This window comes from Pollutimonas bauzanensis (assembly GCF_040393045.1).
GTDB classification, from domain to species: Bacteria; Pseudomonadota; Gammaproteobacteria; order Burkholderiales; family Burkholderiaceae_B; genus Pollutimonas; species Pollutimonas bauzanensis_A.
Genome location: NZ_JBEBUX010000119.1, coordinates 1 through 12,231, shown reverse-complemented (window position 1 = coordinate 12,231; position 12,231 = coordinate 1). Strand labels below are relative to the sequence as shown.

Genomic DNA, 12,231 nt, shown 5'->3' with positions numbered 1-12,231 from the left:
TTAATGCCGTGCACTTTCAGTGCCAGCAACAAACGATCCGTTACGCCCAGCTTTTCAAATACGGCCGATAAGTGGGCACGTACGGTGCGTTCAGTAATATTCAGGGCATCGGCAATGGCTTGGTTGCTGTGGCCTATGGCAGCGCGTTTGGCAACCTCTTTTTCACGCACGGTAAGGCCTGCTTCCCACTCGCCCTGCTGAGGCATGTGTTGATCGATGTCGCGCAGCAGCCGGGCAAGCAAGGTAGGCCCCAGCCACACATTGCCCGCAGCTATCGTTTGCAGCACAGTACCCAGGCTTTGGGTCGGACTATAGGCGTGTACGTAGCCGCTGGCGCCAGCGGCCAAGGCTTGCTTGCCTTCTTCATCGCTGGTTCGCATACTGGCCACCACTAACTTCAGATCGCGCATGCTGTCGGTCCAGGCCGGGTCGCTCCAGGTTGGCAGGCGGGGCATGCCTGCATCCAGGACAACCAGGCTACGGCCCTGGGCGCGCCAGCGTGCCAGGTCTAGCAGGCTTTGCCCGCGCGCAGGCAGCCATGCGGCCGAGTCAAGCTGACGCCAGTGCTGCCACAGCGCATCATCATGAGTCATCAACAACACAGGAACAGCTTGCATAAGCACCTCTATACCCTCATCAACGTTCGGTAAAAGCGTTGGATTTCGCTCGCAATACCGGCTTAAGCAAGTACTGCATTACCGTGCGCTTGCCCGTCAAAATGTGTACCTCGGCAACCATTCCGGGAATGATGGGCCGGGCGTCGTCGCCTACATAGGCTCTGTCGGTTCTTACCTTGACGATATAAAAAGAATTGCCTTTTTCATCTGTAATAGTATCGGCGCCAATTTGTTCGATCTTGCCCGCCAACCCACCATAGATAGAAAAATCATAAGCAGTGAACTTCACTTCAGCCTGCTGCCCGGAGTGCAAAAATCCGATATCGCGTGGGTTGATGCGTACTTCCAGCAACAAGGAATCGTCGGTAGGCACGATTTCCAGAATATCTTTACCTGGCTGGACAACGCCCCCTACGGTATTGGCCATCAGCGTCTTGATGGTGCCACGTACTGGCGAACGTACTTCTGCCAGCTTTACGCGGTCAACCAAGGCCAATTGCCCCTGGTGCAGCGTCGACAGTTTGGAGCGTACTTCAGACAATTCCACTCGAGCCTGATTACGTATGGTGAGCTCGGACTCTTCGATTTTGCTTTCAGCCTCTTGTATGGCCGCGTGAATACGGTCAATTTGAGCGCCTGCGGCCTTGGCTTCGCCGCAATAACGGGCCACCTCGCGCTGCAAGCGCAGCAGGTCGACTTCAGACACCGCACCGCTTTTCAGCAAGGGACGGGTTACTTGCAGTTCGCGCGAAGTCAGCCCGCAACCCGACGCAGCCTGGTCACGATTGGCCTGGGTCTCGCGCAGCTCTTGCTGACGCTGCTTGAGCTGGTCTTGCGCCTGTTTTACGGCAGCGTTCAATTCTTGCGTACGGGTTTCCCACACACGCCGCTCCATTTCGACAATTTGCGGCGCTTCGGCAAGAATGTCTTCAGGCGCCTTGAAGATCTCGCCGGTGGCCAAAGCCTCAAGCCGCGCTGCCTTGGCAGTCAGCGCCATGAATTCCGCATGGTTTTCGCCTAGCGATGATGAATATCGCGTCGGGTCTATGCGCAACAATACTTCGCCGACCTCGACCGACTGACCTGGCTTGACAAGGATTTCTTCAACAATACCGCCATCCAGGCTTTGTATGATTTGCACTTGGCGCGACGGCACAACCTTGCCTTCGCCGCGCACGACCTCATCGATATAGCCCCACGCCGCCCATATGATCAGGGCGATAACGGTCAACAGCGATACCCACAGCAGTATCCGCGAACCACGGGCCGTTTGCTGGCCGATGGCCTGGTGGGCATCCACGTTGTCGGCTTCGCTTCGGCTGGAAACCTGGGAATTGCTTAACGACAATACCAACGGGAACAAGTGGCGATAAAACCCGAACATCATGCAGCCCCTTTGGCGCGGCCAATACGGCCCTGCCGCAAGGCCTCCACGACTTGGTCCTTGGGACCATCGGCCATGACTCTGCCATTATCAATCACGATCAGCCGGTCAACGAGTTCGAGCAATGCAGTGCGATGGGTAATCAAGACCATAGTCTTACTTACCGCGGCCTCTTTCAGCCGACGCTTAAGTGCCGCTTCGCTCTGGTTATCCATATTGCTGCTGGGCTCGTCCAGTAGCAATATGGACGGGTCGTTGATCAGGGCACGGGCGACCGCAACCGACTGGCGCTGGCCGCCAGACAGCGAATCACCGCGCTCACCTATCATCATGTCGTAGCCGTCAGGATGGCTCGCGGCGAAGTCCTCAATGCCCGCAATACGAGCGACTTCCAGCATATGGTCGTCTTCGGCAAAGGGCGCGCCCAGCGTCAGGTTGTACTTGAGACTGCCATAAAACAAGACCGGATCTTGGGGTACATAGCCGATGGCACGACGCAAGTCGGCCGGATCAATTTGTTTGATATCAATACCGTCGACAAGCACTGCGCCTTCAGTAGGCGCATACAAACCCAACACCAGTTTTTCAAGCGTCGTCTTACCCGATCCGATACGGCCGATAATCCCCACCTTTTCACCAGCTTTGATCTTGAGATTGATTTTGCTTAATGCTGGCTGACTGACGCCCGGATAACTGAAGCTGACATCGCGAAATTCGATATCGCCAGCGAGGAAAGGCCGGGGTACAAATGTTTTTTCAGCCGGGCGTTCAACCGGCATTTTCATGTAATTATCGATGGAGCCTAACGAGGTACGTGCATTCTGGTACTGCATCATCAGCCCGGCCACCTGCCCCAGTGGCGCCAGGCAACGACCTGCAATCATGGACGAAGCAATGATGCCGCCCAATGACAATGCCGCATCCTGGATCAGGAAAGTGCCGATAACAATAACGGCAATAGTGACCAGTTGCTGGGCGGTCTGTACAAACGAAACGGTAACCGATGAAATGAGCTTGATACGGGCGCCGATACGGGCCAGGAACTCAGTGGAGCTTTCCCACTTTCGCTGCGAAGTCCCCTGCGCATTGAGCGTTTTAATGGTTTCCAATCCCGACAGCGACTCAACCAAACCCGCATTGCGCTGGGCACTGGCCTGGAATGACTCCGTCACCAAGTGCTCCATACGGGCTTGCGCGACGAACGATACGATCAACACAACGACAATTGCTATCACCGGGGGAATAATCATCCAGGGCGAAACCCAGGCCAATACCGCAAGAAACAGCAGTACAAACGGCAAGTCGACCAGCGTAGTCAGGCTGGCAGAGGCAATGAAATCGCGCACAGATTCAAACGACCTCAAGTTGGCGGCGAACGATCCCACCGACACCGGCCGACTTTCCATGCGCAGGTCGAGCACACGCTCCATGATCTGCGCCGACAGCTTGACGTCGACCTTCTTGCTTGCGGTGTCGACAACGTAAGCGCGAATGCTGGTCAACACCAAGTTGAACACCATCGTCAATGCGATGCCTATAGTCAGCACCCACAAGGTTTCAATGGCGTTGTTAGGCACTACCCTGTCGTACACATTCATGGTGTACAGCGGCATGACTAGCGCAAAAATATTGATGAGTACGGCGGCGACAAGGGCGTCGCGGTACAAGCGCCAGTTCTCGAACACAACCGCCCAGAACCAGTGTTTACTGCGTGACTTGCTGGTTTCGCGCGCACGCGCTTCGAACCGGAACAAAGGCTTTACGAAATACGCCAGGCCGGCGTAGTCGGCCAGCAGGTCTTCTGCTGAAACCCGAGTGGCACTGCCAGACTCCGGATATTGCACCAGATAAGAACCCTGCCCCGCTTCCAGCAACAGGCACGCCCGCCCGCCATTGAGCACGAGAATGGCCGGTAGCAGCGCCGCCGGCATGTTGTCCAGCTTGCGTCGCAACAATCGCGCCGAACAATGCGCACGCGCAGCCGCGCGTGGCAATAAGGCCAAGGTGAGTTTGTGGTCCACCAATGGCAAGCCCCCTGTCAAGGCCTGGGCCGAGCAGGGATTTCCGTGTACGCGGGTAAGCTCCACGAGGCAGCCCAATAAGGGGTCGTCGTGGATCAGGTGAGGCGAGACCTGTTCGGCTGCGGCCTGTCCAGGTGTATCAGCAATGCCATCCATCAGAACAGATTGTCCTCATCTTGTATTAAATCGAGCGAGTCCCGCAAGCGCTTGCGGGCATGTTTACGCCGACTCAGTTTGGCCAGGGCATCGGGCGGCAAATCGGTAAGACGCAAAGAACCATTGGCCAATAGCGCGTCAATTAGGTCTTCCAGCACACGGATGAACTCCGCATCGAGTGCTGAAAGATCCGTTTCCTGCGGTTCGTCCTGATCCAAACCTATCTCCTTTACTGCGATACCCCCCAGGAACCTAGTTCTTGGCAGGCGCGGTCGTGTCCAGCGTTTTGATCGTAGGTGGCAACATGCCGTCGCGGTACACCATATCGACCGGCGCAAGATTACGGGTATCAGGCGCTGGGGTCAGGCATGCGGTCAGGCTTTCTTCAGGGAAGTCCAGCTTGCTTGCTTCTTCAGGGGCATCCTTATATGGCTGCGACAAAGAAACGGCAGGCAGAACTTGATGCGACAAAGCCAGCCAACGGTATTCCGCTTTTTTCAAGTCGTACTGAGCATTGACCAGCGCGCGGCGCGAGTCGAAAAGTTCGTTTTCGGTATCGAGCAAATCAAGCAACGAACGTTCGCCGATTTGGAATTGCTGCATGTATGCGGCGCGTACTTTGGAGGTGGCCATTTCGTGCTCACGCAAGAAAGGCATCTGCTCGCGCAGCTTCATAATGTTGTTCCAGGCAACCGATAAGTCCTGCTGGACGTTACGGCAGGTGTAGTCGCGTACGTCACGGGCGGCATAGTTCTGCGCAGTGGTTTGGCGTACACGGGCCTGGTCGGCGCCGCCGCGGAAAAGGTTATAAGACAGCACCAGTTGCACGTTAGAGCTTTGTGCGTCGCGGAAAGGTGTGCCGGGCTGGTCGCGATCCTTACCGGTAGCGGCGCGGAATTCCAGCGTAGGAGCATGCCTTCCCTTGGCCGACGACACGCCTTTTTCCGCGGCCTGAACCAGCGCCTGCTTGGAAAGAATAACGGGGCTGCTGCGCAAGGATGGCATGAAATCCTTGGGATCCTTAGGCAGATAACCAGCGACGTCAGGCGCATCCAGCAAGGTAGCTGTGGGGTATTCGCCCACAATGCGGCGATAGCGCTGATTGACGTCGTTCAAGTTATTGCTTTCAGTCATCAAGTTGGATTGGGCCAGCGCCAAGCGGCCATTGGCCTGCTCGAGGTCGACACCACGGCCTACGCCGGACTCTTGCCGTTCGCGCAACCGGCCCAGCGTATCCTGGTGAACCCCGAAATTATCGCGTGCGAGACGTTCCATTTCGCGAAAACGCTGGACATCGAAGTAAGCATTAGCGGCTTCGGCAGCCAGGTTATCGACCGTAGCGAGAAGGTCGTAGTAACCAGACAGCTTTTCAAAGCCCAGCTGCCTTACATTGTTGATCGTCGAGAAGCCGTCGAACAACAACTGGCGCAACTGCAGGCTGTAGCCACTACGGCCCCAGCGATCAGATTGTGTTTCCGATGTGCTGCCGCGCCATTCGCGCCCTACCCAGCCCTGCGCCGTTACTTCGGGCAACAAACCGCCCTGAACCACGTTCTGCCCTTCCATTGTTGACTGGAAGTCCTGGAATCGTGCACGAACCTCGGGATTGGAAATGACTGTGCGCTCTACCACTTCGGACATGTTGCTGGACTGTGCGAACGCTACAGAAGTTACTGAAGCGGCGCCGGCCAACGCCACGCCTTGTAGTATTTTGGACAAGCTCATGAAGATCTCTCCTGGAACTGAAAATCGGACCTCACGCAGCGCAATTATGTTTATTTTGGTAATAGCGCACGGACATCACGTTTGTATTGAAGGATTTAGGCGTGGTCGTGAAGCCGCTTGATAGGGGCACGACAAATAAACATAGGTGGCCCACTAGCCACGGTATGCATATATTGGTAAAACAATGGAATTGAAAAGCAGAAAGCGTGTTGCGCGGGTTTCGGCCGAAATGAAGGGCCCAGCACCGAAGAGCACGGAGACAGATACATAGTAGCCATCATGGAAACGCCACTCTTGGCAAGGCGGAGCTATGGGCTTCTGACCCATATTCTTGAAGCATAACCTTGCGTCTGGATAAAACGGCGCTGCGGATTCCCGAGACTAATGCCGTACCGTCTTGGCGGCCATAGCCGTTCCAAATGGTGTCCGTATTGTATCTTTATTTATCAAATGATTCTAGCGGTAAATGTTTAAAAATTGTCAATTGTCCATCCCCCGTATTGATGAGTTGCTGTAGGCTTAAATGAGTAATAAACGGTATGCTCTGGGGGTAAGACTACAGGCTGTTATGCATCATTTTTTATCAAATGGGAATTTCCAATGTATGAATCTTTAGCACTTTATATCGATGGCGAATTTGTTACAGGTGAAGGCCGGAAAACAGAAGAGGTTACTAATCCCTCTACGCTTGATGTACTAGGCCATTTGCCCCATGCGACCAAAGCCGACCTGGATCGCGCTTTAGCGGCTGCAGCGCGTGCGTTCGAAACATGGCGCCACAGCTCTCCCATGCAACGCTCGGAAATCCTGCGCAAAGTCGGTCAGCTTTCCCGCGATCGTGCCCAGGAAATCGGCCGCAACATGACGCTCGACCAAGGCAAACCATTAGCCGAATCGGTAGGCGAAATTATTTCGTGTTCTGACCACGCCGATTGGCATGCCGAAGAATGCCGCCGCATTTATGGCCGTATTGTTACTCCACGCAGCCCTGAGATCCGCCAAATGGTATTGCGCGAGCCTATTGGCGTTTGCGCTGCATTCACACCTTGGAACTTCCCCTACAACCAGGCCATCCGTAAAGTCTGCGCCGCTATCGGTGCCGGATGCACGATCATTCTGAAAGGTCCCGAAGATTCGCCTAGCGCGGTCATGGCGATTGCCCGTCTGTTCCACGATGCCGGCCTGCCCCCTGGCGTGTTGAATATCGTATGGGGCGTGCCCAGCGAAGTCTCTGATTACCTCATCCGCTCGCCCATCGTGCGCAAAGTATCGTTCACAGGCTCGGTGCCTGTGGGCAAGCATATTGCCTCGCTGGCTGGCGCGCATATGAAGCGCGTGACCATGGAGTTAGGCGGTCATTCCCCTGTTATCGTGTTCGACGATGCAGACATCGACCGCGCCGCCAAACTGCTCGCCCGTTTCAAAGTGCGAAATGCAGGCCAAGTATGCATTTCACCCACGCGTTTCTATGTACATGACAAGGTCTACGACCAATTCCTCGAAGGTTTCGTCGATGTGCTTAAAACGGTAAAAGTCGGCGACGGTCTGGATCCGGAAACCCAAATGGGCCCGCTGGCGCATGCGCGACGTGTTCCCACCATGACCAAGTTCGTCGAAAATGCCCTTGAACTCGGCGGCAAAGTGATACTGGGCGGCGAGCCTCTGGACCGTACAGGCCATTTCTTCTCGCCCACCGTCGTCACCGATCTGCCCGAAAACTCCATGCTAATGACCGAAGAGCCATTTGGCCCCATCGCTCCTATTGCGCGGTTTTCCGACACGGACGACGTTATCAAGCGTGCCAATTCCCTGCCCTTCGGCCTGGCGTCGTATGTGTTTACCAATTCCTTGCAAACAGCCACCAAGGTATCAAACAACCTGGAAGCCGGCATGGTAAACATCAACCACTTCGGCAGCGCTTTGCCCGAAACGCCATTCGGCGGTATTAAAGATAGCGGTATCGGAAGCGAAGGCGGCTCGGAAACCTTCGACGGTTACCTGGTTACCAAGTTCGTTACGCACGTCTAAAATCCGCAGACGAAACACCGGCTTAGACTCATTCTTGGCTAAGCCGGCCAACCGAAAATCCATATAGGCCGATTGTCCAGCTGTCACCGACATGTCATATTTTGATGCTTTAATATAAAATGTAAACGTTTACATCGCATATTAAGCCGCCTAGATGAACATTTTGACTGTCGCAAAAAAAGCTGGCGTATCCATCGCCACCGTATCGCGAACCTTCAATTTTCCAGAGAAGGTGAGCCCGGCTACGCGCGAACTCATACAACAAATCGCACGTGATCTTGGCTACCATCCGAATGCCAGCGCACGCACCTTGCGTACGCAACGCAGTCGTGTCCTGGGCGTTGTTCTTCCTACCTTGATCAACCCGGTATTCGCAGAATGCCTGCAAGGCATAGCACAGGCGGCAGCGTTAAACGGCTATTCCATCATGCCGTTCACCAGCAATTACCAGGACGACGAGGAAGAGCGCATAGTCCAAAATCTGCAAGCCTGCGGCGTGGACGGCATCATTCTGGTCGTTTCGGATCCGGCCTCATCTAAAGCGCTCGACCACCTCCATTCCGTGCAACTCCCTTATGTGCTGGCGTACAACAGTCATACCGAACACCCCTGTATTTCAGTGGCGGGAACACAGGCGCTGGCCTCCGTGGTCCAGCATCTGGCGGCATTGGGGCATCAACGAATTGCCATGGTTTGCGGCCAACGCAGTGCCTCTGACCGTGCTCAGCAACGCTATGCCGGTTTCCTGAATGGTATGGAAAGCGCCGGGCTGCAGCCATGGCCGCTTATTGAAGTTCCGTTCATCAAAGCCGCTGTAGAACAAATTTCCGGCGCGCTTGAATCAGACAACCGCCCAACCGCCCTGATCTGCTCTAACGATTTACTGGCCATCCGCGCCATACGGGCCGCCCATCTAAGCGGCCTGCGCGTTCCCGAAGACCTTAGCGTCACAGGCTTCGATGGCATTCAAATCGGTGAAGACCTGACGCCCACGCTAAGCACCGTCGTGCAACCCAACCAGGAAATAGGCCAACGCAGCGTCGCCCTGCTGGTTGATGCTATTGCGCACGGAACCATGCCTGATGCTTCGGCCAGCATTACCTTGCCCCACACCTTTCGCGATGGCGAGTCTTGTGCACACGCCGCGCCTTAACGCCTGCGCCGAGCAGGCACAGCAGTGCAGCTCCCTACACCTTCCTATTTTTGGAGATCGTATGTCCTCACTATTCAATCGCATCGCCCGTGCCAGCGTGCTGGCAATCGGACTTACCGCCGGCGGCGGCGCCCTGGCTCAGAACGCCATTTGCTACAACTGTCCTACCGAGTGGGCTGACTGGGGCACCCAGCTACGCGCCATCAAAGACAAGACTGGCGTTAACATTCCCGCTGACAACAAGAACTCGGGCCAGGCCTTGGCCCAACTGGTGGCGGAAAAATCCAATCCTGTCGCCGACATCGTCTATCTTGGCGTCTCATTTGCCTTTCAGGCGCAAAAAGTCGGTGTCGTCGCGCCTTACCAGCCAGCCGGATGGGACGATATCCCCGACGGCTTGAAAGACCCTGCAGGCAACTGGTTCACGACCCACTCCGGCACCATGGGCTTCATGGTGAACGTGGATGCGCTTCACGGCAAGCCAATACCTAAATCCTGGGCAGATCTGCTCAAGCCTGAATACAAAGGCCTGATCGGCTACCTGGATCCTTCGTCCGCTTTCGCGGGCTATGTGGGCGCTGTCGCTGCCAACCAGGCTCTGGGCGGCACGCTGGAAAACTTCCAGCCCGGCATTGATTATTTCAAGGCCTTGCAAGAGAACGAGCCCATCGTTCCTAAGCAAACCTCTTATGCACGCGTATTGTCGGGTGAAATTGCCATTTTGCTGGACTATGACTTCAACGCATACCGCGCCAAGTACAAGGACAAAGCCAATGTGGCTTTCGTGATCCCTGAAGAAGGCACGATTGTCGTTCCCTACGTCATGAGCCTGGTCGCCAACGCACCGCACCCCGACAATGCCAAGAAAGCATTGGACTTCGTCATGTCCGACGAGGGCCAGGCTATCTGGGCACGCGCTTACTTGCGCCCAGTACGCGCCAGCGCCATGCCAAAAGATGTAGAAGCGCAATTTCTTCCCGCATCGGAATATGCCCGCGCCAAAACGGTCAACTACAACACCATGGCCGAAGTACAGCGCAGCTTTTCGGATCGCTATCTAAAAGAAGTACGCTAATCAGAACACCACATTCATATGAACACCAAAACATCTTTCTTCGGTAGCCCGCGCAGAATCGTATTGGCGTGCATGGCACCGGCAGCCGCATTCTTTTGCGCATTCTGGCTGCTGCCGGTCGTGCGGCTTATCACGCTGCCAGCGGAACAAGGCTGGTCCACCTATTTCGTGGTGCTGACCGATCCGCGCTACATCGAAAGCATGGTCAATACCGTCGTGCTCTCGCTCTTGGTAACGCTGGCAACATTGGGTATTGGCGCGGCCGTCGGCATCTACCTGGCGCGCCGACGATTTCGCGGACGGCAAATACTGCTGTCGCTGTTGACGCTACCGTTGGCTTTTCCTGGTGTCATTGTGGGGTTTTTCGTTATTTTGCTGGGCGGCCGCCAAGGCTTGGTGGCCGATTTGACCAATGCCCTGGGAATGGGTCGCATCACCTTCGCCTACGGCGCTTTGGGACTGTTTCTAGCCTATCTGTACTTCTCGTTGCCGCGGGCCGTTGCTACCTACACGGCAGCGGCCGAAGCCATGGACATGCAACTGGAAGAAGCTGCCCGCGCCCTGGGAGCTTCAAAACTGCAAATTACCCGCGATGTCTGGTTGCCTCAACTGGCGCCAACAACCATTGCTTGCGGCGCCATCGTATTTGCCACGGCCATGGGTGCATTCGGCACCGCGTTCACCTTGGCCAGTAAATTCGAAGTCGTTCCTATCACCATCTACAACGAGTTCACCAACTACGCCAACTTCGCATTGGCCGCTTCATTGTCCATTTCACTAGGCTTGATCACCTGGGCAGTGCTTTTCGTTGCCCGGATCCTGGGTGGATATTCACCAGCACGCTAGGAAATCCTGATGACGCAAATTACCAATAACCGTGCGCCGATACTGTGCGCCATTACCGTCACAGTCAGCATCTTCATGCTGGCCCCCATGCTGCTTTCCGTCTTTGCCGGCCTGGTCAACAACTACAGCACCGGCATCAAAAGCGGACTGACTACCCGTTGGCTGGAAGAAGTCTGGGCGGTCTATGGCGGCACTGTCGGCTGGTCCATCGCGATAGCACTGGCCTGTGTCGCAGGCACCCTGATTCTTGGCGTACCCTGCGCCTATGCGCTGGCCCGCAGCAAGTCGCGCGCCGCGCGCGCCTTTGAAGAGCTGATCACGCTGCCCGTCGCGGTACCCGGACTGGCAACCGCGCTGGCCTTGATTCTGGTCTACGGCCAGATGACGGCTTTCCGGCAAAGCTTCTTTTTCATCCTGGTTGGTCACATCATTTTCACCCTGCCCTTCATGGTCCGCACGGTCGCTTCGGCCTTCCAGCGCCATGAACTGCTTGCCATCGAAGAGGCGGCTCGCACACTGGGCGCCAGCTTTCCGCAACGATTTCTCGGCGTGCTCGTGCCGGCGGTTTTTCCTGCGATCGTGGCTGGATCGCTCATGGTTTTCACGCTGTCTATTGGCGAGTTCAACCTGACCTGGATGCTACATACCCCTCTTACCAGAACCTTACCGGTCGGCCTGGCGGACAGCTACGCCTCGATGCGGCTGGAGATCGGTTCTGCCTACACGCTTGTGTTCTTCGTCGTCATTCTGCCCATCCTGTGGATGCTCCAGGCAATTGCGAACTTTGTACAAAAGCGCTACGGAAACTAGGAAACCCTCATGGATTTAGAAAAAATCAGCGTTGACGTTCTTGACTGCGCAAAAACCTACGCAGACGGCACGCAAGGCCTGCGGCCTACCAACCTGCACATTGAACCTGGCGAAGTCGTTGCACTGCTGGGCCCATCCGGTTGCGGCAAAACCACGCTACTGCGCTTGCTCGCCGGCCTTGAGTCCGCAGACGCAGGAAGCCGCATCCTGTTCGGTGACCAGGACGTCACTTCGCGTCCGGTGGAAAAACGCGGTGTAGGCATGGTGTTCCAAAGCTATGCCCTGTTCCCGCAAATGACGGTCGAGGCCAACATCGGCTATGGGCTTTCCGTCAGGGGCGTACCAGCGGAAGAACGGCGCAAGGCGGTGGGCGAACTGGTGGATCTCGTTCGATTGAATGGGCTTGAAAAGAAACG

General features: G+C 55.8%; 11 protein-coding genes. 6 read left to right on the top strand and 5 right to left on the bottom strand.

What is annotated here, in order from left to right; genetic code table 11:
• The 5 genes from ABWO67_RS15830 to ABWO67_RS15810 form a co-directional block, all read right to left on the bottom strand.
• The coding region (locus ABWO67_RS15830; RefSeq protein ID WP_353153228.1) for a response regulator transcription factor at positions 1-617 on the bottom strand (617 nt) is incomplete at its 3' end.
• A gap of 19 nt (positions 618-636) precedes the next feature.
• A complete protein-coding gene (locus ABWO67_RS15825) occupies positions 637-2,004 on the bottom strand; it encodes an HlyD family type I secretion periplasmic adaptor subunit (RefSeq protein ID WP_353153226.1) in 1,368 nt (455 codons plus the stop codon).
• Positions 2,001-4,178: a type I secretion system permease/ATPase gene (locus ABWO67_RS15820; protein WP_353153224.1), complete on the bottom strand. Its 2,178-nt coding sequence runs from the start codon at positions 4,176-4,178 to the stop codon at positions 2,001-2,003. Before ABWO67_RS15820 ends, ABWO67_RS15825 begins: the two co-directional genes overlap by 4 nt.
• A complete protein-coding gene (locus ABWO67_RS15815) occupies positions 4,178-4,396 on the bottom strand; it encodes a hypothetical protein (RefSeq protein ID WP_353153222.1) in 219 nt (72 codons plus the stop codon). Before ABWO67_RS15815 ends, ABWO67_RS15820 begins: the two co-directional genes overlap by 1 nt.
• Positions 4,397-4,430: 34 nt before the next feature.
• On the bottom strand, positions 4,431-5,903 hold the full coding sequence (locus ABWO67_RS15810; protein WP_353153220.1) for a TolC family outer membrane protein: 1,473 nt from the start codon (positions 5,901-5,903) through the stop codon (positions 4,431-4,433).
• A gap of 600 nt (positions 5,904-6,503) precedes the next feature.
• On the opposite strand from ABWO67_RS15810, the gene ABWO67_RS15805 reads away from it, so the two are divergent.
• The 6 genes from ABWO67_RS15805 to ABWO67_RS15780 all read left to right on the top strand — a co-directional run.
• Positions 6,504-7,931, top strand: a complete 1,428-nt coding sequence (locus ABWO67_RS15805) for an NAD-dependent succinate-semialdehyde dehydrogenase (RefSeq protein ID WP_353153218.1) — start codon at positions 6,504-6,506, stop codon at positions 7,929-7,931.
• A gap of 154 nt (positions 7,932-8,085) precedes the next feature.
• Entirely contained in the window at positions 8,086-9,084 is a 999-nt protein-coding gene (locus ABWO67_RS15800) for a LacI family DNA-binding transcriptional regulator (protein WP_353153216.1), read from the top strand.
• Positions 9,085-9,145: 61 nt separating this feature from the next.
• On the top strand, positions 9,146-10,159 hold the full coding sequence (locus ABWO67_RS15795; protein ID WP_353153214.1) for an ABC transporter substrate-binding protein: 1,014 nt from the start codon (positions 9,146-9,148) through the stop codon (positions 10,157-10,159).
• A gap of 18 nt (positions 10,160-10,177) precedes the next feature.
• Complete coding sequence (locus ABWO67_RS15790) at positions 10,178-11,005, top strand: ABC transporter permease (protein ID WP_353153212.1); 828 nt, start codon at positions 10,178-10,180, stop codon at positions 11,003-11,005.
• 9 nt (positions 11,006-11,014) lie between these two features.
• Positions 11,015-11,815, top strand: a complete 801-nt coding sequence (locus tag ABWO67_RS15785; RefSeq protein WP_353153210.1) for an ABC transporter permease — start codon at positions 11,015-11,017, stop codon at positions 11,813-11,815.
• 9 nt (positions 11,816-11,824) lie between these two features.
• The coding region (locus ABWO67_RS15780) for an ABC transporter ATP-binding protein (protein WP_353153208.1) at positions 11,825-12,231 on the top strand (407 nt) is incomplete at its 3' end.